Origin of the sequence: Azotobacter chroococcum, from assembly GCF_002220155.1 — a bacterium.
GTDB classification, from domain to species: domain Bacteria; phylum Pseudomonadota; class Gammaproteobacteria; order Pseudomonadales; family Pseudomonadaceae; genus Azotobacter; species Azotobacter chroococcum.
Genome location: NZ_CP011835.1, coordinates 435,292 through 461,174, shown reverse-complemented (window position 1 = coordinate 461,174; position 25,883 = coordinate 435,292). Strand labels below are relative to the sequence as shown.

The following is a 25,883-nucleotide window of genomic DNA, read 5'->3' as shown; positions in this document are numbered from 1 at the left end:
GCCATGTGCATGATTGCGCGTTGGCGTTCAAGATCCCTGGGGTTGCCTGGAGCCAAATTGCGTCTGTAGATTCAGATATGCTAGATTTGTGTCCAAGGAGCATATTGAGGTGCTGGCGATGACAGTAACTATCCAGGCTCAGGACTTTTCGAAAAGCCAATGCGTGGCCGGCCTGCGTGCGGCGCTGAACATCCTGGACAAATGGAAGGCCTCCTGCGAACAGGCCTGCCGGATCCTGCGCATTTCGCGCAGCACCTACACCCGGGCCAGGCAACGCGATTCGGCGTGGGCGGTAGGCCTGGACTCCGATCAGATGCAGCGCATCAGCATCGTGCTGAATATCCACGCGGCGCTGCGCCTCGTGTTCGACAACCCCGAAAATGTCTATGGCTTCCCCTCCATGGAGAACCGCAACGAGTTCTTCAACGGGCGCGCACCGCTCGACGTCATGGCACAGGGCGACATGATCTCGCTGTACGAGACGTTCCGACGAATCGATACGCTGCGGGGTGCCCAGTGGTAATGCTGAGCAGCCTTGCCGTCCTGGGCGGCGAGAGTCTGCAGGCCTACCGCCTGGTCAACTCCAAGTTTCCGCCCATTGCCTTGTTCGATGACGTGGCTGACGAAGCAGACTTCGAAGCGCTATATCGGCTTCAGGCAATGACGAATCCACGGTTGCAGAACGAAATTGGCCGGCTGGAGCTGATCCCTCGTGGCGAGATCCCGTTCGGTATTCCCGGATGCTCGTACGCAACGGCGCCCTTTACCCATGTGAACCCGGCCGGCTCGCGCTTTAGCAATGGCAGCTTCGGCGTGCTGTATCTGGCCGATAGGATGGACACGGCGATTGCCGAGGTGCGCCATCACCAGGAGCGCTACTGGTCGAACGTGCAGGGTCTCAATTACGACCGTTTTGTCTTCAGAGGGCTGACCTGCAGCTTCACGGATGCCGGGATGAGGGACGCTACAGGAGTTCCGCTGTCGGACCCTATATATGCCCCCGACGATTACACCCACTCTCATCAATTGGGAGGCGAAGCGAAGCGAGAGGCATGTCCGGGCCTGCGTTACCACTCGGTCCGTTGTTCAGGCAGCGTCTGTTGGGCGCTGATGACACCGCGACCCGTTACCTCGATCATCCAGACCGCTCATTACGAGATGATCTGGAGCAGCCGAATTATCGGTGTCAATCGGATTACAACGCTGGATAGCCGATAGGACGCAAAAACAGCCTGTAATGGCCGGCAGAAACCGGCCAGAAGCGGACAGCACACCAGACCGAATGGATCGCAGTATGAGGGTGTGATGTTTCTAGTGAAGCCGGGCTTATGCAGGCTTCAGTCAGCGCAGCTTCATCAAAGTCATGTATTTGTGTTGTTAAGTTAAATACAAAGGCAGTACATTTGCGTGACATCATTGACGAGGCTCTGCCATGTCACGCCTGAAGGACGAAACCCTTTCTATCCGGACCTCCGCCGAAATCAAGCAGCTTTTGCGCTTGGCGGCTGATCGTGAACGCCGCTCGGTCGCGTCGATGGTCGAGATTTTGGTGCTGGAGTACGCGCGCAATCATGACTTGAGTCTGGACCGCCCGGGCGGGGAGCCCCCTAAGGCGAATGCTTGACGTGGCTGTGGATACGCCACAGGTAGCCGCCTATCCGCTACACCCACGCTTCCATGACGGCAGGACAGATTCATGACCATCACCGAACACCAGATCGAGCAGGGCCTGCTCGCCAAGCTCGGCGACCTCAAGTACAGCTATCGCCCCGAGATCCGCGACCGAGCTGCGCTCGAAGCCAACTTTCGAGAAAAGTTCCAGCAGCTCAACCGCGTCAATCTCACTGATGAGGAGTTTTCGCGCCTGCTGGAAGAGATTGTTACCCCAGACGTGTTTACTGCCGCGCAAACGTTGCGTACGCGCAATAGCTTTATTCGCGAAGATGGCACACCGCTGAACTACACCCTCGTCAACATCGAAGACTGGTGCAAGAACAGTTTCGAGGTTGTAAATCAGCTGCGGATCAACACCGACAACAGCCACCATCGCTTTGACGTCGTCCTGCTCATCAACGGTGTGCCGGTCGTGCAGATTGAGCTAAAGACGCTGGGCATCAACCCGCGCCGCGCTATCGAGCAGATCGTCGAGTACAAGAACGCCCTTGGTAACGGCTTCACCCGCACGCTGTTGTGCTTCATGCAGGTATTTATCGTCAGCAACCGAGTTTCCACTTACTACTTCGCCAACAACAACGCCCGGCATTTCAGCTTCAACGCCGATGAGCGCTTCCTGCCTATTTACCAATTTGCTGCGCTGGATAACACCAAGATCACCGGGCTGGATGAGTTTGCCGACGCCTTCCTGCCCAAGTGCACACTCGGCCAGGTGATCAGCCGTTACATGGTGCTGGTCGCCAGCGAGCAGAAGCTGCTCATGATGCGCCCCTACCAGATCTATGCCGTCAAAAACATCGTTAAGTGCATCGAGGAAAACAGCGGCAACGGTTACATATGGCACACCACCGGCAGCGGCAAGACGCTCACCAGCTTCAAGGCTTCCACCTTACTCAAGGCCAATCCGAACATTGAAAAGTGCCTGTTCGTGGTTGATCGCAAAGACCTCGACCGGCAAACCCGCGAGGAATTCAACCGTTTCCAAGAAGGCTGCGTCGAGAGCAACACCAACACTGGAGAGCTCGTCCGCCGCATGCTGTCGGACGACGCAGCCGACAAGGTCATCGTCTGCACCATCCAGAAGCTCGGCCTGGCACTGGACGAGGGCAGCAAACGCAACAAAAGCCGCGAAAAGCATGGGCTTTCCACCTATGCCGAGCAGCTCGAAGCGCTGCGCGAAAAACGCATTGTCTTCATCTTCGACGAATGCCATCGTTCGCAATTCGGCGATAACCATCAGGCTATCAAGGAGTTTTTCCCCAAGGCCCAGCTTTTCGGCTTCACCGGCACGCCTATTTTCGAGGACAACGCCAGTGTCAAGCAGATCAGCGGTGAAACCCAGACGTTTAAGACGACGCAGGACCTCTTCCAGCAGTCTCTGCACGAATACACCATCACCCACGCGATTGAAGACCGTAACGTCCTGCGCTTTCACGTCGACTACTACAAGCCCGACGGAAAGAATCCGCCCAAGCCTGGTGAAACCCTGGCCAAGCGTGCCATCGTCGATGCCATCCTCGCCAAGCACGATGCCGCTACGGGGGGGCGTAAGTTCAACGCGATTCTAGCCACAGCCTCCATCAATGACGCCATTGCCTATAACGCGCTATTTGAAGAGGCACAAGCCAAGAAATTGCAGGTCGACCCCGGGTTCGTGCCGCTCAATATCGCCGCCGTGTTCTCACCGCCGGGCGATGTGAGTGCCGATGTACGGCAGTTGCAGGAAGACCTGCCCACCGAGCTGGAAGACAACAAGCAGGAGCCGGACTCCAAGAAGGCAGCGCTGCAAGCGATTATCGCCCGCTACAACGCCCGCTTCGATACGAACCACCGCATCGAGGAATTCGACCTCTACTATCAAGACGTGCAGCAGCGCATCAAGGATCAGCAATGGCCGGATGCCGACCTGCGTAAGGCCAACCCCAAGGCCCCGCAACACAAGATCGACATCACCATAGTCGTCGACATGCTGCTCACAGGCTTCGACAGCAAGTACCTCAACACGCTCTACGTCGATAAAAATCTCAAGCACCACGGCCTTATTCAGGCCTTTAGCCGCACCAACCGCGTATTGAATGACACCAAGCCTTTTGGCCACATCCTCGACTTCCGTGGACAGCAAGAGGCGGTGGACGCCGCCATCGCGCTTTTCTCCGGCGCGAAGGCCGATGACGCGCGCAAGATCTGGCTGGTGGACAAAGCCCCTGCTGTCATCGAAAAGCTGCAAGAGGCCGCACTTAGTCTGCAAAGCTTTATGCAGGCATACGGGCTTTCAGGCAAACCCGAAGAGATCGCCACGCTCAAGGGCGACGAAGCCCGCATCGGCTTTGTCGACGCCTTCAAGAAAGTGCAGAAGCTACAAGCCCAGCTCGAGCAGTACACTGACCTCACGCCCGAGCAGGAAGCCGCAATCCAGGCCATTCTACCCCCGGACGAACTCAACGCCTTCCGTGGCCAGTATCTGGAGACGGCCAGACGCCTGCGGGACGAGCAGGCCAAGCCCGGTGATGACAAGCGCGAGCAGCTGGAGCAGCTCGATTTTGAGTTCGTGCTCTTCGCTTCTGCCACCATCGATTACGACTACATCATGAAGCTGATCGCCGACTTCTCCACCAAGAAGCCTGGCAAAGCCACCATGAGCCGCGAACAACTGGTCAGCCTGATCGCGAGCGACGCCAAATTTATCGACGAGTGCGAGGACATTACCGAATACGTGATGAGCCTCAAGGCCGGCGAGGGCCTAGACGAGCGCGCCATCCGCGTCGGCTATCAGCAATTCAAGGCGGTGAAAGCCGCCCGCGAGCTAACCGAACTCGCCGCCAAATACGGATTGCCCAGTGCGGCGCTGCAGAGCTTTGTGGACGGAGTGCTAGAGCGCCGCATCTTCGACGGCGAACAACTCACCGAGTTGCTCGCCCCGCTGGAGCTGGGCTGGAAAGCCCGCACGCAGAAGGAGCTGGCTTTGATGAGCGAGCTGGTACCGATGCTAAAGAGGCGCGCCGGAGGCCGGGATATCTCGGGTCTTCAGCCCTATGAGGATTGAGTGATGGTTGAAGAAGATAAAACCGCAGTGGTGCCGACGTTACGGTTTCCAGAGTTTCACAACGCTCCGGGTTGGAAAACGGTGCCGCTTGAGAAAATTGCCGAGCGAGTCTCCACAAAGAACACCGACGGTGCAGTAACGCGAGTACTCACTAACTCCGCCGAGTACGGAGTACTGGACCAGCGAGATTATTTCGACCGTGATATCGCAAGCGCCGGCAAGATAGACGGCTACTACATCGTCGATGCCGGCGACTACGTCTACAACCCACGGACCTCTGCGACTGCGCCAGTTGGTCCGATCTCGCGGAATAATGTTGGCAAAGGCGTTATGTCACCTCTTTACACCGTATTCCGGTTTGCAGAGGAGAAGACGGACTTCTACGAGCACTTCTTCAAGTCAGCGGGGTGGCACTCGTACGTTAGAAAAGCGGCCAGCACCGGCGCCAGGCATGACCGAATGAGCATCACAACAGGTGCTTTCATGAAAATGCCTGTGCCGACTCCAAAAAATGCCGAGCAGCAAAAAATCGCCGATTGTTTGACCTCGCTGAACGAGCTGATTGCCGCTCAAGGCCAGAAAGTTGAGGCCTTGAAGACGTACAAGCGCGGCCTAATGCGGCGGCTCTTTCCCCGCGAAGGGGAAACTGTTCCGCGCTTGCGCTTTCCAGAGTTCCAGGATGCTCAAGAATGGGAAGAAAAGAACTTTGGATCGATTATCGAAATTGTATCTGGGCAGGTTGATCCGACCAAGGCCCCATACATCGATCTCCCACACATTGGTGGCGAAAGTATTGAGAGCGATACAGGAAAAATACTTGAAGTCGAGACTGCAAGAGAGCTTGGGCTTATCAGCGGGAAGTATTTCTTCGATGAGACCTGTATCCTCTACTCTAAAATTCGACCTGCATTAAACAAAGTTGCCGCACCGAATTTCAAAGGGATTTGTAGTGCAGATATTTACCCAGTTCGCCCATCCAGTTCCGACTTACTTAAGAGCTATCTCTTTCATCTATTGTTGTCGGAGGGATTTATGGAATATACCACTAAACACTCTGATCGAAGCAAAATCCCCAAAGTTAATCGTGAAACCTTACTAAGCTATATGGTTTTACTCCCGCGCCCAGTGGAGCAGAATAAAATCGCTCTCTTTCTTTCGTCCATTGACGCACAAACCGCAGCCGAAGATAACAAGCTTGCTGCACTGAAAGTCCACAAGACTGCCCTTATGCAGAAGCTCTTTCCGCCCTCACAGGAAGTCAAATGACGCTCGACGAAATCGCAAAGACACTTCGGGATGATGTTGCGCCGATCACGCTCGCGTATGCCTTCAACGCAACCGGTAAGACACAGCTCAGTGTGGCCTACAAGAACGCGACTAAGCTCGCGAATGGCACTCATACTGGGGTCTACTATAATGCCTATAGTGAAGACCTATTTGTGTGGGACAACGATGAAGAGAGCGATGGAGCAAATATCCGGCTGATCGTATTGCCCAGCAGTCTTAGCAAGTTCCATACCCTGCTTACTGAAGACAACATCCGTGACAAGCTCAAGGCTTACAAGCCAAAGTTTGGGTTTTCACTCAACCTGCACAAAGACGATCCGGAGATGGGTATCGAGTCGATTTCATTCTTTATCCCGAATCCGAATCCGGACGAACCTCAGAAGCCCATCAAATTGTCGCGTGGAGAAGAGCGGATCTTCGTTTGGTGTTTCTTTCTCGCGCTGTTCGAGGTCGAAGGTTGGGCTGACAAGCAGTCGAGCCACTTCTTCATAGACGACCCGGTATCCAGCCTCGACGATCATAATATTTTTGTAACGGCTGCGACACTGTTCGATCTTATCGAGAGTCAGTTCGAGAAGCGCAAGATCATCGTCACCACGCACCACATTGGATTGTTTTCGATACTGAGCGATTGGCTTAGCAAGGGCGAGAAGAGCAGTAAATTCAAAAAGCATACCAAGCATTACATTCTTAGTGTGAAGTCGGGAGAACTTGAACTAGGGAAATGTGAGAAGGACGTGTTTCTGTACCACCTGCGAGTGCTCCAGGTGCTCTCCATCGCCCACAAAGCAAAAGAGATTCGGGCATACCACTTCGCAATGCTCCGACAGGTTTTGGAGAGTGTCGCTTCGTTTCTCGGTGTTGGGCAGTTTAGTTATGTGCTGAATCAGATTGGCATCACCGATTCCAATCGGGTGGCAGATATCGTCAATGCCCTATCGCACAAGAAGGTCTACTATTACGAGTCCGACATCGTAGTTGAAGATAACTTAAATATTTTTGATGAGGTCATGAGTAGGCTCATTGAAAAGTACAACTTTGTTTTGCATGCGGACGCGACCTGAGACATGAGTGAGCTGATCCTCTACACCACCGGAAACGGGCCAAATCAAATCAAACTGCGGACCAAGGATCATCCGGCTTGGCTCTCGCGGCGCGAAATGGCTGAACTGTTCGGCGTACTCGCCGATAACGTTAGCCTGCACCTGAAGAACATCTTTGAAGATGGCGAGCTGTGCCGCGAAGCAACTACCGAGGTGGCCGCCAAGTGCAACCGCGCGCAACAAGTGGAGCACGCAACCACCGCGCTTTATCTCAACTATGACCAGCGCCGTAAACAGGATGAGGCACGTCAGGCCGACGCACAGGACGACGCCGAACTAAAGGTGCTGAAAAACACACTTAAGCAACGACCAAAACCATGACAAAACAAGACCAGAAACAGCTAGGCAAAACCCTCTGGGCGATTGCCGACCAATTGCGCGGATCGATGAACGCCGACGATTTCCGCGATTACATGCTGTCTTTCCTCTTTCTGCGCTACCTCTCGGACAACTATGAACAGGCCGCCAAGCGGGAGCTGGGGCCGGATTATCCGGACGTCACGCCAGACCTCATGGAGCAGACCGAAGCCACGACACCGCTTCAAATCTGGTACGAAGAGAACGCCAGCGACGTGGCGGCATTCGAGAAGCAGATGCGCCGCAAGGTGCACTATGTGATCGAGCCTGACTTTCTGTGGGGCAACATCGCTCACCTAGCCAAGATACAGAGCGGAAAGCTGCTTGACACCCTGCAAAGTGGTTTCAAGTACATCGAGAACCAATCTTTCCAGAGCAACTTCCAAGGCTTGTTTTCAGAGATCAACCTTGCATCTGACAAGCTGGGTCGTCAGTACTCGGAACGCAACGATAAGCTGTGCTCAATCCTCTCGGAGTTGGCGCGCGGCATGTCGCTGTTCTCCACCGACACCGACACGCTGGGCGATGCCTATGAGTACCTGATTGGCCAGTTCGCGGCGGGTTCTGGAAAGAAGGCGGGGGAGTTCTACACGCCGCAGCAGATATCGAGCATTCTCTCCGCCATCGTGACGCTCGATGGTCAGGCGCCCGAGACCGGCCCGCGCAAGAAGATGGAAAGCGTATTCGACTTTGCCTGTGGCTCGGGCTCGTTGCTGCTAAACATCCGGCACCGCATGAAGGACGCGGGCGGTAGCATTGGCAAGATCTACGGGCAGGAATACAACGTCACCACCTACAACCTGGCGCGCATGAACATGCTGTTGCATGGGGTGAAGGACACCGAGTTCGAGATCTACCATGGCGACACGCTGACCAACGCCTGGGACTTCCTGCGCGAGACCAATCCGGCGAAGAAGCCGCAGTTTGACGCAGTAGTGGCCAATCCGCCGTTCAGCTATCGCTGGGACCCGAGCGACGCCATCAGCGAGGACATGCGCTTCAAGAACCACGGCGTGGCACCCAAAAGCGCGGCGGACTTCGCCTTTCTGCTGCACGGGCTGCACTACCTCAAGGACGATGGTGTGATGGCTATCATCCTGCCGCACGGTGTGCTGTTCCGTGGCGGTGCGGAAGAGCGTATTCGCCGCAAGCTACTGCAAGATGGGCACATTGATACCGTGATAGGGCTGCCGGCTAACCTATTTTATTCAACAGGCATCCCGGTCTGCATTTTGGTGCTGAAAAAGTGCAAGAGACCAGACGATGTACTGTTTATTAACGCGGCTGAGCACTTCGAGAAGGGTAGACGGCAGAACCAGCTGGCAGACCCGCATATCGAGAAGATTATCGAGACCTACACGCAACGCCCCGCGGAAGTGCCGCGGTATGCGCGACGGGTAAGTATGCAGGAGATCGAGAAGAACGATTTCAACCTGAATATATCTCGCTACGTCAGCACAGCAGTGGCCGATAAAGAGATAGAACTGACGACCGTGCATACTCAGCTTGTGGCTTTGGATCAGAAGATCAAAACAGCCACCGATAAACACAATGAGTTCCTTAAGGAGCTTGCGCTGCCACCGCTGCCCTACGGTTCGGAGGTATCACGATAAGTAATACCAATGGCGATTTGGTTCGTGTGGGCTCGCGCGGCGGGCTCAAATCCACTATAAGAATTTGAACCCAATACACCACCGCTCCACCGCCACAAGATATCGCTGAAAGTCAGTGAGTCGTTTTCCGCGTTCTTGACGTTCGAGCAGGTGCACAACGTGCCGCCCGGCGTTTGTCACAGGCTTGAGGTCAAGGCGTTGGATAGCCTTTCGACGTGGCTGATCCCGAATTGGTGGACAGACCATATCCGAAGTCAGCTTTTGGCCGCTTGTTGCCTGACGTGATCGGCCGGTTTGGGTCGATTCCAGCCACAAGCAACGGAAGGCTCAACCCTTCACCCTATGCCCCACCACGTCGCCCGCCCGATGCACCCTCCCGCCAATCGCGCTATCCTGCGCAGTCCCGTATCCGCCTGATTTCCGAGAACCGTCATGCCTGACTATCGCTCGAAAACCTCCACCTTCGGCCGCAACATGGCCGGCGCCCGCGCGCTGTGGCGCGCCACCGGGATGAAGGACGAGGACTTCAAGAAGCCGATCATCGCCGTCGCCAACTCCTTCACCCAGTTCGTGCCCGGCCATGTGCACCTGAAGGACCTCGGCCAGCTGGTCTGCCGCGAGATCGAGAAGGCCGGCGGCGTGGCCAAGGAATTCGACACCATCGCCGTCGACGACGGCATCGCCATGGGCCACGACGGCATGCTCTATTCGCTGCCGTCGCGCGAGATCATCGCCGACTCCGTGGAGTACATGGTCAACGCCCACTGCGCCGACGCGCTGGTGTGCATCTCCAACTGCGACAAGATCACCCCCGGCATGCTGATGGCCGCCCTGCGCCTGAACATCCCGGTGGTGTTCGTCTCCGGCGGGCCGATGGAAGCCGGCAAGACCAAGCTGGCCAGCCACGGCCTCGACCTGGTCGACGCCATGGTCGCCGCCGCCGACGCCAGCTGCTCGGACGAGAAGGTCGAGGAATACGAGCGCAGCGCCTGCCCGACCTGCGGCAGCTGCTCGGGCATGTTCACCGCCAACTCGATGAACTGCCTGACCGAGGCCCTCGGCCTGTCGCTGCCGGGCAACGGCACCACCCTGGCCACCCACAGCGACCGCGAGCAGCTGTTCCTGCGCGCCGGCCGGCTGATCGTCGAACTCTGCCAGCGCTACTACGGCGAGGGCGACGAGTCGGTGCTGCCGCGCTCGATCGCCAGCTACAAGGCGTTCGAGAACGCCATGACCCTGGACATCGCCATGGGCGGCTCGACCAACACCATCCTGCACCTGCTGGCCGCCGCCCAGGAGGCCGAGGTCGACTTCGACCTGCGCGACATCGACCACCTATCGCGCCGCGTGCCGCAGCTCTGCAAGGTCGCGCCGAACATCCAGAAGTACCACATGGAAGACGTGCACCGCGCCGGCGGCATCTTCGCCATCCTCGGCGAGCTGGCCCGCGGCGGCCTGCTGCACACCGACGTGCCGACCGTGCACAGCCCGAGCATGAGTGATGCCATCGCCCAGTGGGACATCACCCAGACCCGGGACGAGGCCGTGCACACCTTCTTCAAGGCCGGCCCGGCGGGCATCCCGTCCCAGGTCGCGTTCAGCCAGTCGACCCGCTGGCCGAGCCTCGACACCGACCGCTTCGAAGGCTGCATCCGCAGTGTGGAGAACGCCTACTCCCAGGAGGGCGGCCTGGCCGTGCTCTACGGCAACATCGCCCTGGACGGCTGCGTGGTGAAGACCGCCGGCGTGGATGAATCCATCCTGGTGTTCGAAGGCACGGCGAAGATCTTCGAGAGCCAGGACGCCGCGGTGAAGGGCATCCTCGCCGACGAGGTCAAACCCGGCGACGTGGTGGTGATCCGCTACGAAGGCCCGAAAGGCGGCCCGGGCATGCAGGAAATGCTCTACCCGACCTCGTATCTGAAGTCCAAGGGGCTCGGCAAGCAGTGCGCCCTGCTCACCGACGGCCGCTTCTCCGGCGGCACCTCGGGCCTGTCGATCGGCCACGCCTCGCCGGAAGCGGCCGCGGGCGGCGCCATCGGCCTGGTCGAGGACGGCGACAAGATCCTCATCGACATCCCCAACCGCAGCATCAACCTGCTGGTGTCCGACGAGGAGCTGAAGGCCCGCCGCCTGCACCAGGACCACAAGGGCTGGAAACCGGCCGCCCCGCGCGCGCGCAAGGTCAGCACCGCGCTGAAGGCCTACGCCCTGCTCGCCACCAGCGCCGACAAGGGCGCGGTGCGCAACAAGGCGCTGCTCGAGGAGTGAACGGGAACAAGGCCGCAGGCTGGGCAATGGCGCAGCCTTGCCCAGCGATGCGAGGTCTCGGCGACCGTAGGTTGGGCTGAGCCCCGCGAAGCCCAACCTGCCGGAAATTGCCGGGTGGAAAATCGTTTAGTGTTTTCCATCACAGCGCCCCACGGCCTGCTGCGCCCCTAATTCGGAAACAGCAACTCCAGATAATGCCTGGCGCTGTTTTCCAGACTGAATTCGCCACCCCGGGCGCGCAAAGTATCCCTGGGCAGCGGCGCATCGAGGGTGCGCAGCATGGCCGCGGACAGCGCCTCGCTGTCGTTCGGGGGCACCAGCTCGCCCCAGCGACCGCCCTGCAGGATCTCCAGCGGACCGCTGGGACAGTCCGTGCTCACGACCGGACAGCCGCACGCCATGGCTTCGATCAGAACATTGGGCAATCCTTCGCAGTCCGATGACAAGACGAACAAGGAGGCGCGTGCAAAGGCCGCATAGGGGTTGGCCACGAAGCCAGGCATCGCCAGGTCGTTGCCGATTCCCAACGAGCCGGCCAAGGCCTCGAGCTCCGACCGCTTGGGACCCTCACCGAAAATCAACAACCGCGCTGGCCTCTGTTGCCGCAACCGGGCAAAAGCGCGCAACAAGAGCGGAAAGTTCTTCTGTGGAACCAGCCGCCCTGCCGCGACGATCACGGGCGCGCCACCCTCTTCCAGCCAGGGATGTGGCGCCGCTTCGGCAGCGAGCGCGGCAAGCTTGGGCGTGACGACCGGGTTGTAGACGGTGGTGATGCTATCCCGCGGCAATCCCGTGACGGCGGCCAGATCATCGGCAACCCCGTCGGAAACCGCAGCGATCTCATCGGCCCACGAATAGGTACGTGCGACCAGTGGCGCGATATGGCGCCAGCGCCATTTGCGGTTCATCGAGATGGATTGGGATAGTTGGGCACGCTCGCTGACCACGACACGGGTTTCCGCGCCGCTCAACCGACGCGCCCAAAGTGCCAGCAGATTGGTGGGGGTTTTGGCGGCGACCAGTGCCGCTGGACGTACCCTGTCCAGATAATGCGCCAGATCGGCCAGATAGGGCTGGACAGGCGCCGGCCGCCATGCCAGCAGAGCCGGGCGGGCCATCGCGGTTATTCCGCCAGGATCCAGGCGGGCGAGTTGCAGCCGTGCGGACAAACCGCTCTGCCGGCGCAGGGCCACGATCTGCACGCCCGCCGGCACTTCGGACAGATAGGGGCCCTCGGCGCAGCACAGCACCAGGTCCACCGGATGGCCAGCGGCACGAAAGGCTTCGGCCAAGTGAAGCATCGAGCGCCCGACGCCACCGGCAGCGAGAGAGGGCAGAAGCAGGGTAATCCTGGGCAGCGGAGGTTCCGTCATTCAAAATCCCTTTCATGAGCTCTGCGAGACTGGGACAGCGCCTGCCGAACGTCCTTACGTCGCCGCAGGCAGTTGCAAAAACTGGACAGACTCCGGGAAATGCCGCAGGAGGCATGCCCCCTTGCCGTCCCGGCTCTGCCCACCGACGGGCAGAACGACCAGCACCGTGGCAAGCTGATCTTGCCCAACCCCAGTGGCCCCCCGTCAAGCGATACACTGCAACGAGGTGATCCACGGCAAGGCGACCGACCGCCGATGTCGATGAGGAGCACTCAGGTGCCGGCAGATGGCACTTATCGAACGCATCCCGGACAAGGAAGAGCCGATGACCTATCTACAGCTTGTCTATGCCCACCTCGCCACGGTGGTCCCCGCCTTCGGCATCGGTACCTGGCTGATGGTTCGCCGCAAAGGCACCATGCACCACAGGAGGCTGGGCCATGCCTACCTCGTGCTGATGCTGGCCACGGCGCTCATCACCCTGGTGATGGGAGCCGAGATCGGGCCGCGTTTTTTCGGGCATTTCGGCTATATCCATGCCTTCAGCCTGCTCACGCTGCTCAGCGTGCCGATCGCCTATTTCGCTGCGCGCAGCGGCCAGGTGGCCCTGCATCGCAACACCATGATCGGTCTGTATGTCGGCGGACTGCTCATCGCCGGCAGCTTCGCGTTCATGCCGGGAAGGTTGCTGCATGGCTGGTTGCTCGGCAGCTAGAGCATTTTCATGAAATACCGGATCACTGCTGCAACTGTGTAGGTCGGGTTAGCCCGTAGAGCGTAACCCGACGCGACAGGCAACGCCGGGCAGGCTGTGGGGTTACGCTACGCTAACCCGACCTACGGAGCTGCCGCTGGCGGTCGGGCTGCTGCATATCGAGGGTGACGAGGTGTGCGCCGAGTTGGTCGACTTGTCGTAGGGCGGCCGTCGCTGGGAAAGAAGAGGCGGAAACCTGGCGGTCCTATTTCCGGCCCGCGGAAACGACACCGCCGGGCAGACGGCGTGTCTGCCCGGCGGCGCTCGTCAGGCCAGGAAAGCCCCGCGCTCGCGGGCGCCTTCCGGACCGGGAAAGAAAGAACGGATTACTTGCCTTCGTCCTTGGCGTCGAACTCCAGACCGCCGATGTACTTGACCGCGAAGTTGTACAGGCTGCAGCCGATCAGCACGGCGAGATAGCCCATGACCAGGTAGAACAGCGGTACGAGCAGGATGGTGATGAACGGCGGGCGACCTGCCGCGGGCACGAACAGCGACATGAACAGCAGGAAGGGCACGAAGACGAAGAAAGACGTGGCCGCCGTCAGAATGCCGCAAACCTTGCCATTTTGATGGGGGGACAGCCGGGTGATCTGTTGTTTCATATGCTGCTACTTCCGCCGAGATTGATTGATCTGCTTGGCATAATGCTACCGCCGCAGGGGGGTGGGGAGCGAGCACGGAGCCCCCGTCGAACTTGATATGGATCAACGGGTTACTTCGGAAGTTCGACGCCCGCAGCGAACTGCGACACTCGACCGCACGAGCAGGCGCCCGGCACGCCGGCCCCGCCCCGGGATTGCCCGGGACGGGCGAAGGAGCCGGCGGGCGATCATGCGTCCGCCTCGTCCTGCACGAGCGGCAGCTCGATCCAGAAGCGGCTGCCGATGCCCGGCTCGCTGCTCATGCCCATGCTGCCGCCCATCATGCCGGCGAACTGCCGGCACAGCGACAGGCCGAGGCCGCAGCCCTGAATCGCCGAGTTCTCCCGCCCCAGGCGCTGGAAAGGCTCGAACAGCTGCGCCTGGCTCGGCTTGTCGATGCCGGGTCCGCCATCCTCGACGATCAGACGCGCATGATCCGCCGTCACCTGACAGGTCATGGCGATCCATCCGGCGGGCCTGTTGTACTTGATCGCATTGGACAGCAGGTTGAGCAGCACCTGGCGCAGGCGGCGCGGATCGGCGCGGACCCGGAGATCCGCGCCGGGCAGGTCCAGGGCGAGCCTCAGTCCCTGGGTTTCCACCTCCAGGCGGACCAGCTTGGCGCACTCGCCCATCAGCCTCGCCACCTCGACGCTCTGCAGCTCCAGGCTGGGTTTTTCCGCCTGGATGTTGGCCCAGTCGAGCACGTCGTCGACCAGCTGATTGAGGTGCCTGCTGGCCACCAGGATCTGCTCGAGGTATTCCACTTCCTGCGCCTCGCCCCGGGCGTCGTGCTCCAGGCGCAGCAGCTGGGCGAAGCCGTAGATGGCGTTGAGCGGCGTGCGCAGCTCGTGGCTGATGCTGGAGATGAAGCGCGACTTGACCTGACTGGCGGCCTGGGCCTCGCCGATGGCCAGGCGCAGGTCGGCTTCGGTGCGCTTGAGCGCATCGATGTCCACATGGGTGCCGGCGAGCAGCACGGCCTGTCCCGTGGCCAGGTCACGCCCGACCACCCGGCCGCGGCAGAGCAGCCAGTGGTAGCCGCCGCGGCTGTCGCGGAAGCGGAACTCCACCTCGCACAGCCCCTGGTCGCCGTCGATGGGCCGGAAGCCCGTCTCGACCCGCGGCGCATCGTCGGGATGGACGTGCGCCATGAAGGCCTCATGGCCGAGCGGGCCGGCCGGCAGGCCGAAACGCTCGCAGAAGCGCCCGCGCAGGCTGATCTGCCGGGTGCGCCGGTCAAGCTCCCAGAGGCTTTCCGTGGCGCTGTCGAGTACCAGCTCGAGGTGCTCCTGGGTCCGCTGGCGCTGCCGCTCGCTCTGCTCGAGCTGCTCGCCCATCTGCTCGGCGTGGCCGGCCATGGCATCCAGCTCGGCAATCCGCGAGGTGACGCGGGCCGGGCGCCAGTTGCCCCGGCCGACCTCCTCCATCATCCGCGAGATGCCGTCGATGGGTCGCAGCAGGCGCTCGCTGAGGTGGCGGGCACGCAGCCACATGCCGGCGAAAAAGGCCAGGTAGAACACCACCAGGCCGGCGATCATCAGATAGCCGACGCGCTCGTAGTGCCCGGCGAGGGTGTTGGTCTCGGCGAACACCGTGGCCTCGTCGACCACGGTCAGCAGGTGCCAGCCGGTCTGCGGGATGCGGGTCCAGGCCACCAGCTTCGGCCGGCCCCGCAACTCCACCGTCAGGATGCCTTCGGGCTGCCCGGCGACGGCGGCGGCCAGCCGGGCGGTGTCGGGGCGCTGGCTCAGGTTGAAGTCCTCGGGCTTGAAGCGCTCGCGGTGCACGGCTCCGTCGTAGGCGTGCGAGGTCAGCTCGCCGAGACCGAAGTCGGCCTCGCCCGGCGCCGGCAGGGCCATGATGTCCAGGTCGTCGCTGACCAGCACGGCATAGCCGTTCCACGGCACCGCCAGGCGGCCGATCTGCTCCAGCAGGGTGCTGACGGTGATGTCCAGCCCGACCACGCCCTCGAGGAAGTCGCCCCGGTAGACCGGCGCGATCGCCGACATCAGCCAGCCGTGGCCGGCCGGGTCGAGGTAGACATCGGTCCAGACCATGCCGCGCCCCGGGTTGTGCCGGGCGTCGGCCAGGTAGTAGAAGTTGTAGTGGGGGATGAGCATGTCATGGGGATACTGCTCGGGGGTGAGAAACCACGGATAGATGTGGTTGTAGTTGTCCCAGCTGTTGAAGTAGAGGCTGGCCACCAGCGGGTTGCGCTGCTGCAGCTCCTTCATCAGCGGATCGAGGCTGCCCATCCGCGCGACCTTGTCCAGGTCCTGGCGCTCCAGCGGGGTGGAGTTGGCGTAGAAGACCGCACTGCCGCCCCGGTCCTCCGGGCTGTAGCGCACCCCGTCCGGGGTGGTCGCCAACGCTGGCGGGGAGAGCGGCGTCGCCGGCTTCTCCAGCAGGGCGCGAGCGGTCAGGTTGCGGAACAGCTCGGTCAGCGAACCGATCTGCGCCAGTTGCTGGTCGATGCTGCGCGACTCCTGGCGGGCGGACGCCTGCAGGTCGAACAGGGCGACTTCCCGCAGATGATCGATCTGCGCGTCGCGAATGGCGCCATTACTGAGCAGATAAACGGCGATCAGCACCGTTTCGACCAGCAGCAGCGGTATCAATGCGCTCCGTGCAAATGCTCGCCAGATCCATTGGCGGAGTCCGATATGGAGGGGGGAAGGCATGCGCGCAGCACCCGGAGCCTGGAGGAGATAGAGCCGAATACGATAACAGGGAACGCCGTCATGCCCTGCGCTGCGTCACAATGGCGCAGTCCCCCCTGCGCCGCTGGCAGGCCGCCTGCCCGACGGATCATCGAAGGGCCTCCGGCCGGCAGGATACCTGCATGACGAGGAGGACCGCAGCCGCTCGCCAGGCAGACCCGCCCGCCGCTACGCTTCGGTCTCGCTCCGACCCCACGGCGCTCCGCTTGCCACTTGCCGGAAGCATCAACGGCCATGATCACACTGCTTCGACTGACATCGCTTCTTCTCGGCGGCGCCTTGATCGCCATCCCGCCGTATGCGCTCCTGCTGTTTGTACACGGCCTGGGAGAGCCCCATACGACCCATGCATTCTCCACGTTCCTTCCGCCAACCCTGATGATCGGCCTGGCCTTGGGTTCGGGGCCCTTGCTCGTCGGCCTTCCCGGGCTGGCGACCGGCGCCCGGAACCCGAAAGCGCGTATCGTTGCCGGCATGCTTCTGGCCGTCTCGATCGCGGGCTTTCTCGCCATCGGCTTCGATGGATACGTGACGCGGGTAGTGACGCCAGCGGTTCTGCTCGTCGAAGCCGTCCTGTTCGCGTTCTTCATCTGGCCGGCCCGGCGCTTTTCCGCCAGCGAAGCACGCAGCCCCGGCCCCCGGGACGAGCGGCACGGCGGTCAGTGAAAGGCGATCTTCCGAAAGCGCATGCACCGACATCGATTGACATCCTCCCCGCCCTCTCGCTTCGCTCGCAGCCAAGCTGGAAGGGCGGGGATTCCCACTGACGGCGAAACTCGCCCCAGCCTTGGTCCAGTCGAGCGATTCAGCCCGGCCTTTTGCCGAACGTTCCTGCCGGGTTGCTCGGCGCTGCCCTTGGCCGACCGGCTCATGTTGCTGACCTGCAGGTCTTCGACACACACCAGCGCGTGGCTTTTGCTGATGGCGTGTGACGCCTTGTGCAGGTAGTCGTGGCGGGCGTTGACGATCTGGCGGTGGATACGCTGGACCTGAGCCTTGGCCTTGAGCCAGTTGTGCCCGAACTTGGTCTTGCGGGCCATCTGCCGCTGTGCCCTGGCCAGCCGCTGCTGGTGCCGGGCGAAGCTGCCCAACGGTTCCAGCACGGTTTCCTTGTGGCCATCCCAGAGCGTGGCGAAGCGCACCACCCCCAGGTCGATGCCGACCGCCAGCGGAGAGGCGTGGAGCGGACTCGCTACCTCGCGCTCCGTCTGGATCGAGACGTACCAGTGGCCGGCACTCAAGCTGACGGTGACGTTCTTTAGCGTCCCGAGCACGGGCCGGCTGTTGCGGTAGTGCAGCCAGCCCAGCTTCGGGAGGAAAATCCGGCGGTTGCCCTGATCCAGCTTGATCTGTTTCGGGTCGGGATAGCGGAAGCTGTCGTGCTGACCACGTTTCTTGAAGCGGGGAAAGTCGGCGCGTTTGGCGAAGAAGTTTTGGTAGGCCCGGTCGAGGTCCTTGAGGGCGTGCTGCAACGGATGAACCGGAGCCTCTTTCAGCCACGGCGTTTCTTCACCATTGCGCCAGGCGGTGAGCTGCCTGGCCATGGCCACATAACGGATGAATTTCCCGCCCGCTTCGCGGTTGGCCTGCTGCAACGCCAGCGCCTTGTTGAACACGAACCGCCAGGCCCCCGCGAATTGCCGCAGCTTGCGCTGCTGCTCGCCGGTTGGCTCGATGCGGAACTTGAAGGCTTGGCGTCTGAGCATGAAAAAATACTGGCTATGTGTACAGCTCAAAGGATAGGGCCGCTTCGCAGCCCGCGCTATCCTTCCCCGCACTGGAAGTACGGGGTTTGTCGCGCTACTGGATCAAGGAGCCCTCGCCATGCCCCTCAGGATACGCCGCGAAATACCGGCGGACATCGCGCCCATCGCAGCCCTCACCGCCGCAGCCTTTCTCGATGCGCCCCACGGCAGCCACACCGAGCATTTCATCGTCGACGCACTGCGCAGGGCCGGGCAACTGTCCCTCTCGCTCGTGGCCGAGAGCGAGGGCGCCATCGTCGGGCACATCGCCATCTCGCCGGTCTCGATCTCGGACGGCGGCGACGGCTGGTATGGCCTGGGTCCCCTCTCCGTGGCGCCGGAACGCCAGGGCCGCGGAATCGGCAGCCGGCTGGTGGAGCAGGCGCTGGCGGCGTTGCGCAGGCGGGGCGCCGCCGGCTGCGTGGTGCTGGGCGAGCCGGAATACTATGGCCGCTTCGGCTTCCGGGCGGAACCGGCACTGTGGCTGCCCGGGGTTCCGCCGCAGTACTTCCAGGCCATTGCCTTTCGAGAGCCGATGCCGACCGGCAACGTGTCCTACCAGAAGGCGTTCGACGCCCGGGGCTGACGACGGGGATGACGCCACGGGTACCTAGACTACGCTTGCCAGCGCAACCTCGCTCCCGGACGCGCGCCAAAGGAAGCCCCATGAACGAACGACGCCGCCCTGCCCCTGCAATCACAGCATGCCGCCATCCCGGACACCGGCTGGCCGCGGCCGTGCTGGCCGCACTGACCTGGGCCGCCCCGCCCGCGCTCGGGGCCGGTACGCCGGAGGGGAGAGCCGCGCTGCCCGAGCTGCCCGCCTCCTACGAAGGCGAGCTGTCCGGCGCGGACGGCGCTCCCGTCCGCTGGCACCTGGATCTGCTGCCGTCGGGCCGCTACCGACTGCGCAGCGGCGACGGGGACACGCGCCTCGACGACATCGGCCGCTGGTGGTCCGAACCGGACACCGGCCGGCTGGCGCTGCGGGGCAGCCGCGGGACGCCGTTCTTCTTCCTGCCGCTGGAGGACGGCGCCGGGCTACGCCCGCTGGATGCCGCGGGCCGGCCGACCGGCGCCAGCCATGACGAGCGGCTGCAGCGCCTGGCGCAGGCCGCGCCCATCGAGCCGCGCCTGGAGCTGACCGGCATGTTCCGCTACCTGGCCGATGCGCCGACCATCACCCTGTGCGCCGACGACGGGCGGCTGCCGGTGGCCATGGAGGCCGACTACCGGGCGCTCGAGGCCGCCTACCTCACGGCGCGCCAGCCGGGCGAGGCGCTGCTGGTGAGCCTGGAAGGCTCGGTCGCGACGCGCCCGTCCCCGAAGGCCGGCCAGCCGCCGCAGCCCAGCCTGGTGGTGGAGCGCTTCATCGCCGTCTGGCCGCGCGAATCCTGCGGCACCCCGCTGGCCGACAGCCCCCTGCGCGGGACCTACTGGAAGCTGGTGCGCCTGGGCGACACGCCGGCGACGACGGCCGAGCAACAGCGCGAGCCGCACCTGATCCTGGCCAGCGGCGAGCCGCGCGTCGCCGGCAGCGGCGGCTGCAACCGGGTGATGGGCAGCTTCGAACTCGACGGCGACCGACTGCGCTTCGGCCAGATGGCCGGCACCCGGATGGCCTGCCCGGACGGCATGGCGCAGGAACAGGACTTCCTGAAGGCGCTGACGCGGGTGGAGCGCTATCGCATCCGCGGCAGCCACCTCGAGATGCTGAATGCGGCGGGCGCGGTCGTCGCGCGCTTCGAGGCGGTGGCGCTGCGCTGAGCCGGCCCTACCCCCGCTCCCACACCTCGAAGGCATGCCCCGGCGCTTCCACCGTGGCCAGGTGTACGAAGCCTGGAGCACCAGCAAGTCGACCCACGCTCCGTGGCGACTGTCGAAAAGCCCGGCACCCTATTGCGTTACCATTGCGCAGGCTTGACAACCAAGACTACCGTCCCTTGTGCCACGGTAGGGATTCAATTCATCAAACCGCCGGATACGTGATCCATATGTCTGGTGGAGTGGGAGGGGGGAGCCGTGAGGCTTCCTCCTGTCCCGATTAGATTGGAATACGCGCATATGGCGAAGAAGAGGATTGGGAAGCTACCACCACGCTATGCATTCATTCTGAATCCTTATGCAGATGTGCGTCTCAGCAAGTGTCCCCGGTGCCAGAAATCGACTTATCTGCGGAAATTCGCCCTCTTCATCCACATCGACGGGTGGGGGCCGATGGTGCTCGGCAAGACCTGTCGCTACTGCTCGCACTGCGAGTTGATCATGGCGCACCAGGATGAACTCGAGGCCCAGCTGGCGCACAGCTTCGGTCAGATTGCTCCTGAAGTCATAGGCCGCGCGTATCTGGTGCTGGGGACGATAGACCAGAAGGTCTGGAAGGCGGGGTTGGCAGGTGGTGGCGGGCAACTTGGCGAGATGCTGCAGCACGTCGCCGAGTTCAAGAAGGTATTGAAGCTGGCTGTGGAGCCGGGTGGCTGGCAAGCACCCAACAAGAAGCCGGCCGGTAATCCTGACCCTGGCCAGCGGTAAGAAGCGGGAGTTTCATGAGCAATTTGAAAAATTGCGATAACAGCAGAAGGCACTGCACCAGACATCCAAACGACGCCCAGGCGCACCGCCTCCCCTACCCCCTTTCCCACACCTCGAAGGCATGCCCCGGCGCCTCTGCCGTGGCCGGGTGCTCCTCGCGGGAGGCGAGGCGCCAGTCGGCGGGGTTCCAGGCGGGAAAGAAGGCGTCGCCCTCGGGAGCCAGGTCGATGCGGGTCAGGTAGAGGCGCTCGGCCAGCGGCAGGGTTTCGCCGTAGAGCTGCGCGCCGCCGATCAGCATGACCTCGCCGGCGCCCTGCTCGCGGGCCCAGGCGTCGGCGCGGGTCAGAGCGGCCTCCAGCGAGGTGAAGGTTTCGGCGCCGTCCAGGGCGAGGCCGGGCTGGCGGCTGACCACCAGGTTGAGCCGGCCGGGCAGCGGGCGGCCGAGCGAGTCCCAGGTCTTGCGGCCCATGACGATCGGCTTGCCGAGGGTGGTGGCCTTGAAATGCCGGAGATCCGCCGGCAGATGCCAGGGCATGCGGTTGTCGCGGCCGATCACGCCGTTGGCGGCGACGGCGGCGATCAAGGCGAGGGGGAGTCGGGACTTGTTCATGGCGGCGAGGATAGCAGAACCGGCCTCCCGTGCCGTCACGCAACCGCCACGGGATCGTTACCCGGCCATCGCCGAAGCGTCACCGCGCTCGGGCAGGCTGGGCGCTCCATGTCCCAAGGAGAGGAACCGATGTCCCGCACGCCGTCCGTACTTTCCCGCCGCTGGCTCGCCGCCGGCGCCCTGCTGCTGCCCCTCGTGGCCTGCGCCGCCGCGGAGCCGCCGGCGGCCGCACAGCCGCGGGCCGAAGAACCCCGGCCGCTGGTCATCGCCCACCGCGGCGCCAGCGGCTACGTGCCGGAGCACACCCTGGCCGCCTACGCGCTGGCGGTGCTGCAGGGCGCCGATTACGTCGAGCCGGATCTGGTGATGACCCGGGACGGCCAGCTGGTCGCCCGCCACGACAACCAGCTGGACCTGACCACCGATGTCGCCGCGCGTCCCGAGTTCGCCGAGCGCCGGCGCACCAGGACCGTCGACGGCGTCGAGCTGACCGGCTGGTTCAGCGAGGACTTCAGCCTCGCGGAGATCAAGACCCTGCGCGCCATCGAGCGCATTCCGAAGATCCGCCCCGGCAACGCCCGCCTGGACAAGGCCTTCGAGGTGCCCACCCTGCAGGAGATCATCGACCTGGTGAAGAGCCTGGAGAAGAGCGAGGGACGGCGCATCGGCCTGTACCCGGAGACCAAGCACCCGACCCACTTCCAGCACCTCGGCCTGGCCATGGAGGAGCCGCTGGTGGAGATCCTCCGCCGCAACGGCTACCACAGCCGCCACGCGCCGGTGTACATCCAGTCCTTCGAGGTGGAGAACCTCAAGGCCCTGCGCCGGCTGACCCCGCTGCACCTGGTCCAGCTGTTCGGCTCCGGCCAGCCCTACGACCAGGAGGTGATCGGCAGCGCCCTGACCTACGCGCAGATGGCCACCCCGGCCGGGCTGCAGGCCATCGCCGCCTACGCCGACGGCGTCGGCCCGGAGAAGAGCTACATCATTCCGCGCGACGCCAACGGCAACCTGGGCAGCCCCACAGACTTCGTGCCCAACGCCCATGCTGCCGGCCTCAAGGTGCATCCCTACACCTTCCGCGCGGAGAACAACTTCCTGCCGACCGCGCTGCGCAGCAGCGGCGAGCCCGCCGAGCGCGGCGACCTGGAAGCGGAAATCCGCGCCTTCCTCGACGCCGGCATCGACGGCCTGTTCAGCGACCAGCCGGACATCGCCCTGCGCCTGCGCGAGCAGCCGTAGTCCGCCTGCCGGGTGCGCCAGGCGCGCCCGGTACACCCGTATCGACTTGCCCGCGGCCGGGCCTGAGCGGTTATCCTCATGGCAGGAACAGAACCGCCATCGAGAGACCGCGTGAGCACCCCACAGACCGATTTCCACCGCCTCTGGCTGACCGAAACCATCCGCCTGCGTGAAGAGTTCGCCGGCCCGCTGGAGGACGGCGAGGCCAACCGCCGCGCCCGTGCCGCCGGCGGCGATCTCAGCAAACGCATCCAGACCCGCGCCATCTGGCTGGCCGAACGCGACGGCCTGCTCACCGCCCTGCGCCACTGGCGCCAGGGCGGCGGCCTGGCGCTGGTCGCCCTGCTGGCCTTCGCCCTGGTCGGCGGCGCCGGCCTGGCCCTGGCCGCCCTCGGCAGCGACCAGAAGGGCCCGATCAACGTGTTCTGGGCCCTGGGCAGCCTGCTCGGCCTGCACCTTTTGACCCTCTGCGGCTGGCTGCTCGGCCTGCTCTTCGCCGGCGACAGCGGCGGCGTCCTCGGCCGCCTGTGGCTGTGGCTCAGCGAGAAGTTCGCCCGCGACGCCCAGGCCGCGCAGCTGGCCCCGGCGCTGCTGCTCCTGCTGCAGCGCCGGCACCTCGGCCGCTGGGGGCTGGGCCTGCTGGTCCACGGCTTCTGGCTGCTTGCCCTGACCGCGGCGCTGGTCACCCTGCTGGCGCAGCTGTCGACCCGCAACTACGGCTTCTACTGGGAAACCACCCTGCTCGACGGCGACACCTTCGTCGCCCTGACCCAGGGTCTCGGCGCCCTGCCGGCGCTGCTCGGCTTCAGCCTGCCGGATCCGGCCACCATCCGCGCCAGCGCCGACCAGGCGCTGAGCGCCGAGGCCGCGCGCCAGGCCTGGGCCGGCTGGCTGCTCGGCGTGCTGCTGGTCTACGGTCTGCTGCCGCGCCTGCTGCTCGCCCTGCTCTGCCTGGGCCGCTGGCTCTCCGGCCGCGCCCACCTGGCCCTGGACCTGTCGCTGCCCGGCTATCGCCTGCTCGCCGAGCGCCTGCAGCCGTCCAGCGAGCGCATCGGCGTCTGCGATGCCGCGCCCGCGGTCATGCCCGGGATTCCGGCCAGCGCCCTGGCCAGCAGCCCGGCCGTGGGCGCCCCCGCCCAGCTGGTGGCGGTCGAACTGGACGAGAGTCGCGCCTGGCCGCCGGCGCTGCCCGGCGCGGTCGGCGACGCCGGCATCCTCGACAGCCGCGAACAGCGCCGGCGGCTGCTCGAGCGCTTCGCCGAACAGCCGCCGGCGCGTCTGGCGGTGGCCGTCGATCCGCTGCGCTCGCCGGACCGCGGCACCCTGGCGCTGCTCGGCGAACTGTCGCGCAGCGCCGGGCAGACCCGCGTCTGGCTGCTCCCGCCGCCGCCCGGCGAGACGCTGAACGAGGAGCGCCTGGACGACTGGCGCATCGCCCTCAACCAGCTGGGCCTGCCCCACGGCAGCGCCAGCCCGCTGGCCTGGCTGGAGAGCGGACATGACTGAGCCGTTGAAACTCGCCGTGGTCGGCCACACCAACGTCGGCAAGACCTCGCTGCTGCGCACCCTGACCCGCGACATCGGCTTCGGCGAGGTCTCGCACCGGCCGAGCACCACCCGCCACGTCGAGGGCGCGCGCCTGTCGGTGGACGGCGAGGCGCTGCTCGAGCTGTACGACACCCCCGGCCTGGAGGACGCCATCGCCCTGCTCGAGCACCTCGAGCGCCTCGACCGCCCCGGCGAGCGCCTCGACGGCCCGGCGCGGATCGCCCGCTTCCTCGACGGCGCCGAGGCGCGCCAGCGCTTCGAGCAGGAAGCCAAGGTGCTGCGCCAGCTGCTCGGCTCGGCCGCCGGGCTCTACGTGATCGATGCCCGCGAGCCGGTGCTGGCCAAGTACCGCGACGAACTCGAGGTGCTCGCCGCCTGCGGCCGGCCGCTGCTGCCGGTGCTGAACTTCGTCGCCCGCGCCGGCACCCGCGAGAACGCCTGGCGCGCCGCCCTGGGCCGTCTCGGCCTGCACGCCATGGTGCGCTTCGACACCGTGGCGCCGCCGCAGGACGGCGAGCGGCGCCTCTACGAAAGCCTGGCCCTGCTGCTGGAGCCGGCCCGCCCGCAGCTGGAGCGGCTGATCCAGTCCCACGAGGCCCAGGCGGCCACCCGCCTGGAAGGCGGCCGCCGGCTGATCGCCGAACTGCTGCTTGATGTCGCCGCCTGCCGGCGCAGTGTCGAGGCCCGGGCCGAGCCGGAGCAGGAAGCCATCCGCGAACTGCACGAGGCCGTGCGCCAGCGCGAGCAGCGCTGCGTCGAGGCCCTGCTGCGCCTCTACGCCTTCCGCCCGGAGGACGCCGCCGCTGCCGACCTGCCGCTGGCCGGCGGGCGCTGGGGCGACGACCTGTTCAACCCGGAAACCCTGAAGCAGCTCGGCGTGAAGATCGGCGGCGGCCTGGCCGCAGGCGCGGCGGCCGGCGCCGGGGTCGACCTGCTGGTCGGCGGCCTGACCCTGGGCGCCGCGGCGCTGCTCGGCGCGCTGGCCGGCGGCGGCGCGCAGACCGCCCGCCACTACGGCAACCGCATCCTGGGCAAACTGCGCGGCGAGCGCGAACTGAGCGTGGACGACGCCGTGCTGCGCCTGCTCGCCCTGCGCCAGCGCCAGCTGCTCGCCGCCCTCGCCGCCCGCGGCCACGCCGCGCAGCAGGCGATCCGGCTGGACACCCCGCAGGAGCGGAGCTGGCGCGAGGACCGGCTGCCCGAGCCGCTGCACAAGGCGCGCGCCCATCCGGAATGGTCGTCGCTCAACCCGGGCCGGCGCCGCGAGCAGCCGGAGCGCCAGGAACAGATCAGGGCGCTGGCCGCGGAACTGGGCTAGAGCAATTCATGAAATACCTGATCACCCCTACGGGGGCTACGCACGT

22 protein-coding genes are annotated in these 25,883 nt (G+C 63.8%); 17 read left to right on the top strand and 5 right to left on the bottom strand.

Translation table 11 applies throughout. The features are described from left to right. The first annotated feature begins 118 nt into the window (after nucleotides 1-118). The 9 genes from ACG10_RS02155 (at nucleotide 119) to ilvD (ending at nucleotide 11,348) form a co-directional block, all read left to right on the top strand. Nucleotides 119-523, top strand: coding sequence for an antitoxin Xre-like helix-turn-helix domain-containing protein (locus tag ACG10_RS02155; RefSeq protein WP_039807403.1), 405 nt, complete (start codon nucleotides 119-121; stop codon nucleotides 521-523). Beyond that, complete coding sequence (locus tag ACG10_RS02150) at nucleotides 523-1,218, top strand: RES family NAD+ phosphorylase (protein ID WP_089166954.1); 696 nt, start codon at nucleotides 523-525, stop codon at nucleotides 1,216-1,218. The genes ACG10_RS02155 and ACG10_RS02150 overlap by 1 nt, the downstream gene beginning before the upstream one ends. A 214-nt stretch (nucleotides 1,219-1,432) precedes the next feature. Beyond that, nucleotides 1,433-1,624, top strand: a complete 192-nt coding sequence (locus ACG10_RS02145) for a hypothetical protein (RefSeq protein ID WP_061291112.1) — start codon at nucleotides 1,433-1,435, stop codon at nucleotides 1,622-1,624. A 72-nt stretch (nucleotides 1,625-1,696) separates the two neighbouring features. After that, a complete protein-coding gene (locus ACG10_RS02140) occupies nucleotides 1,697-4,717 on the top strand; it encodes a type I restriction endonuclease subunit R (RefSeq protein ID WP_089166953.1) in 3,021 nt (1,006 codons plus the stop codon). Nucleotides 4,718-4,720: 3 nt separating this feature from the next. Further along, nucleotides 4,721-5,983 carry a restriction endonuclease subunit S gene (locus ACG10_RS02135; protein ID WP_089166952.1) on the top strand — a complete coding sequence of 421 codons (1,263 nt, stop codon included), beginning with the start codon at nucleotides 4,721-4,723 and terminating at the stop codon, nucleotides 5,981-5,983. Beyond that, nucleotides 5,980-7,068 carry an AAA family ATPase gene (locus ACG10_RS02130; protein ID WP_089166951.1) on the top strand — a complete coding sequence of 363 codons (1,089 nt, stop codon included), beginning with the start codon at nucleotides 5,980-5,982 and terminating at the stop codon, nucleotides 7,066-7,068. Before ACG10_RS02135 ends, ACG10_RS02130 begins: the two co-directional genes overlap by 4 nt. 3 nt (nucleotides 7,069-7,071) lie before the next feature. Then, nucleotides 7,072-7,428, top strand: a complete 357-nt coding sequence (locus tag ACG10_RS02125) for a hypothetical protein (protein ID WP_157731357.1) — start codon at nucleotides 7,072-7,074, stop codon at nucleotides 7,426-7,428. Continuing rightward, a complete protein-coding gene (locus ACG10_RS02120) occupies nucleotides 7,425-9,077 on the top strand; it encodes a type I restriction-modification system subunit M (RefSeq protein ID WP_089166949.1) in 1,653 nt (550 codons plus the stop codon). The genes ACG10_RS02125 and ACG10_RS02120 overlap by 4 nt, the downstream gene beginning before the upstream one ends. A 432-nt stretch (nucleotides 9,078-9,509) precedes the next feature. Beyond that, nucleotides 9,510-11,348 carry a dihydroxy-acid dehydratase gene (ilvD, locus tag ACG10_RS02115; protein ID WP_089166948.1) on the top strand — a complete coding sequence of 613 codons (1,839 nt, stop codon included), beginning with the start codon at nucleotides 9,510-9,512 and terminating at the stop codon, nucleotides 11,346-11,348. Between the two features lie 167 nt (nucleotides 11,349-11,515). Here ilvD and ACG10_RS02110 read toward each other — a convergent pair whose 3' ends face one another. Continuing rightward, nucleotides 11,516-12,649: a glycosyltransferase gene (locus ACG10_RS02110; protein ID WP_198319000.1), complete on the bottom strand. Its 1,134-nt coding sequence runs from the start codon at nucleotides 12,647-12,649 to the stop codon at nucleotides 11,516-11,518. Between the two features lie 358 nt (nucleotides 12,650-13,007). On the opposite strand from ACG10_RS02110, the gene ACG10_RS02105 reads away from it, so the two are divergent. Then, nucleotides 13,008-13,436, top strand: a complete 429-nt coding sequence (locus ACG10_RS02105) for a DUF2306 domain-containing protein (protein ID WP_198318999.1) — start codon at nucleotides 13,008-13,010, stop codon at nucleotides 13,434-13,436. 365 nt (nucleotides 13,437-13,801) lie between these two features. Here ACG10_RS02105 and ACG10_RS02100 read toward each other — a convergent pair whose 3' ends face one another. Together ACG10_RS02100 and ACG10_RS02095 are read right to left on the bottom strand one after the other, a co-directional pair. Beyond that, entirely contained in the window at nucleotides 13,802-14,080 is a 279-nt protein-coding gene (locus tag ACG10_RS02100) for a hypothetical protein (RefSeq protein WP_039801371.1), read from the bottom strand. 227 nt (nucleotides 14,081-14,307) lie between these two features. Beyond that, entirely contained in the window at nucleotides 14,308-16,803 is a 2,496-nt protein-coding gene (locus tag ACG10_RS02095; protein WP_089166946.1) for an ATP-binding protein, read from the bottom strand. A gap of 273 nt (nucleotides 16,804-17,076) precedes the next feature. On the opposite strand from ACG10_RS02095, the gene ACG10_RS02090 reads away from it, so the two are divergent. Then, entirely contained in the window at nucleotides 17,077-17,508 is a 432-nt protein-coding gene (locus ACG10_RS02090; protein ID WP_089166945.1) for a hypothetical protein, read from the top strand. Here ACG10_RS02090 and ACG10_RS02085 read toward each other — a convergent pair. Next, nucleotides 17,502-18,548, bottom strand: coding sequence for an RNA-guided endonuclease InsQ/TnpB family protein (locus tag ACG10_RS02085; RefSeq protein WP_232487174.1), 1,047 nt, complete (start codon nucleotides 18,546-18,548; stop codon nucleotides 17,502-17,504). The genes ACG10_RS02090 and ACG10_RS02085 overlap by 7 nt on opposite strands. 118 nt (nucleotides 18,549-18,666) lie before the next feature. Between ACG10_RS02085 and ACG10_RS02080 the strand changes: the two genes are divergently transcribed. The 3 genes from ACG10_RS02080 to ACG10_RS02070 all read left to right on the top strand — a co-directional run bounded on the left by ACG10_RS02080 (nucleotide 18,667) and on the right by ACG10_RS02070 (nucleotide 21,119). Continuing rightward, the gene (locus tag ACG10_RS02080) at nucleotides 18,667-19,173 is read left to right on the top strand and encodes a GNAT family N-acetyltransferase (RefSeq protein ID WP_089166944.1); all 507 of its coding nucleotides are present in this window, start codon (nucleotides 18,667-18,669) and stop codon (nucleotides 19,171-19,173) included. A gap of 80 nt (nucleotides 19,174-19,253) precedes the next feature. Beyond that, the gene (locus ACG10_RS02075) at nucleotides 19,254-20,354 is read left to right on the top strand and encodes an META domain-containing protein (RefSeq protein WP_198318998.1); all 1,101 of its coding nucleotides are present in this window, start codon (nucleotides 19,254-19,256) and stop codon (nucleotides 20,352-20,354) included. A 297-nt stretch (nucleotides 20,355-20,651) separates the two neighbouring features. Next, complete coding sequence (locus tag ACG10_RS02070; RefSeq protein WP_089166942.1) at nucleotides 20,652-21,119, top strand: hypothetical protein; 468 nt, start codon at nucleotides 20,652-20,654, stop codon at nucleotides 21,117-21,119. Between the two features lie 94 nt (nucleotides 21,120-21,213). On the opposite strand, the gene ACG10_RS02065 is transcribed toward ACG10_RS02070, so the two are convergent. Then, nucleotides 21,214-21,729 (bottom strand): dihydrofolate reductase, encoded by a 516-nt coding sequence (locus tag ACG10_RS02065; RefSeq protein WP_089166941.1) that lies wholly within the window; start codon nucleotides 21,727-21,729, stop codon nucleotides 21,214-21,216. A 129-nt stretch (nucleotides 21,730-21,858) separates the two neighbouring features. Here ACG10_RS02065 and ACG10_RS02060 point away from each other — a divergent pair, with 129 nt between their 5' ends. The 3 genes from ACG10_RS02060 to ACG10_RS02050 all read left to right on the top strand — a co-directional run bounded on the left by ACG10_RS02060 (nucleotide 21,859) and on the right by ACG10_RS02050 (nucleotide 25,837). After that, nucleotides 21,859-22,971 (top strand): glycerophosphodiester phosphodiesterase, encoded by a 1,113-nt coding sequence (locus ACG10_RS02060; RefSeq protein WP_089166940.1) that lies wholly within the window; start codon nucleotides 21,859-21,861, stop codon nucleotides 22,969-22,971. A 78-nt stretch (nucleotides 22,972-23,049) separates the two neighbouring features. Then, the gene (locus ACG10_RS02055; protein WP_198318997.1) at nucleotides 23,050-24,477 is read left to right on the top strand and encodes a DUF2868 domain-containing protein; all 1,428 of its coding nucleotides are present in this window, start codon (nucleotides 23,050-23,052) and stop codon (nucleotides 24,475-24,477) included. After that, the gene (locus tag ACG10_RS02050) at nucleotides 24,470-25,837 is read left to right on the top strand and encodes a DUF3482 domain-containing protein (protein WP_039801356.1); all 1,368 of its coding nucleotides are present in this window, start codon (nucleotides 24,470-24,472) and stop codon (nucleotides 25,835-25,837) included. Before ACG10_RS02055 ends, ACG10_RS02050 begins: the two co-directional genes overlap by 8 nt. Nucleotides 25,838-25,883: the final 46 nt, after the last annotated feature.

Bases quoted from the DNA above. Each gene is read 5' to 3' on its own strand.
- ACG10_RS02075 (WP_198318998.1), top strand. From the start codon at position 19,254: ATGAACGAACGACGCCGCCCTGCCCCTGCAATCACAGCATGCCGCCAT.
- ilvD (WP_089166948.1), top strand. From the start codon at position 9,510: ATGCCTGACTATCGCTCGAAAACCTCCACCTTCGGCCGCAACATGGCC.
- ACG10_RS02130 (WP_089166951.1), top strand. From the start codon at position 5,980: ATGACGCTCGACGAAATCGCAAAGACACTTCGGGATGATGTTGCGCCG.
- ACG10_RS02155 (WP_039807403.1), top strand. From the start codon at position 119: ATGACAGTAACTATCCAGGCTCAGGACTTTTCGAAAAGCCAATGCGTG.
- ACG10_RS02090 (WP_089166945.1), top strand. From the start codon at position 17,077: ATGATCACACTGCTTCGACTGACATCGCTTCTTCTCGGCGGCGCCTTG.
- ACG10_RS02095 (WP_089166946.1), bottom strand. From the start codon at position 16,803: ATGCCTTCCCCCCTCCATATCGGACTCCGCCAATGGATCTGGCGAGCA.
- ACG10_RS02055 (WP_198318997.1), top strand. From the start codon at position 23,050: ATGGCAGGAACAGAACCGCCATCGAGAGACCGCGTGAGCACCCCACAG.
- ACG10_RS02085 (WP_232487174.1), bottom strand. From the start codon at position 18,548: ATGCTCAGACGCCAAGCCTTCAAGTTCCGCATCGAGCCAACCGGCGAG.
- ACG10_RS02070 (WP_089166942.1), top strand. From the start codon at position 20,652: ATGGCGAAGAAGAGGATTGGGAAGCTACCACCACGCTATGCATTCATT.
- ACG10_RS02065 (WP_089166941.1), bottom strand. From the start codon at position 21,729: ATGAACAAGTCCCGACTCCCCCTCGCCTTGATCGCCGCCGTCGCCGCC.
- ACG10_RS02120 (WP_089166949.1), top strand. From the start codon at position 7,425: ATGACAAAACAAGACCAGAAACAGCTAGGCAAAACCCTCTGGGCGATT.
- ACG10_RS02100 (WP_039801371.1), bottom strand. From the start codon at position 14,080: ATGAAACAACAGATCACCCGGCTGTCCCCCCATCAAAATGGCAAGGTT.
- ACG10_RS02125 (WP_157731357.1), top strand. From the start codon at position 7,072: ATGAGTGAGCTGATCCTCTACACCACCGGAAACGGGCCAAATCAAATC.
- ACG10_RS02150 (WP_089166954.1), top strand. From the start codon at position 523: ATGCTGAGCAGCCTTGCCGTCCTGGGCGGCGAGAGTCTGCAGGCCTAC.
- ACG10_RS02080 (WP_089166944.1), top strand. From the start codon at position 18,667: ATGCCCCTCAGGATACGCCGCGAAATACCGGCGGACATCGCGCCCATC.
- ACG10_RS02050 (WP_039801356.1), top strand. From the start codon at position 24,470: ATGACTGAGCCGTTGAAACTCGCCGTGGTCGGCCACACCAACGTCGGC.
- ACG10_RS02140 (WP_089166953.1), top strand. From the start codon at position 1,697: ATGACCATCACCGAACACCAGATCGAGCAGGGCCTGCTCGCCAAGCTC.
- ACG10_RS02105 (WP_198318999.1), top strand. From the start codon at position 13,008: ATGGCACTTATCGAACGCATCCCGGACAAGGAAGAGCCGATGACCTAT.
- ACG10_RS02110 (WP_198319000.1), bottom strand. From the start codon at position 12,649: ATGCTTCACTTGGCCGAAGCCTTTCGTGCCGCTGGCCATCCGGTGGAC.
- ACG10_RS02145 (WP_061291112.1), top strand. From the start codon at position 1,433: ATGTCACGCCTGAAGGACGAAACCCTTTCTATCCGGACCTCCGCCGAA.
- ACG10_RS02060 (WP_089166940.1), top strand. From the start codon at position 21,859: ATGTCCCGCACGCCGTCCGTACTTTCCCGCCGCTGGCTCGCCGCCGGC.
- ACG10_RS02135 (WP_089166952.1), top strand. From the start codon at position 4,721: ATGGTTGAAGAAGATAAAACCGCAGTGGTGCCGACGTTACGGTTTCCA.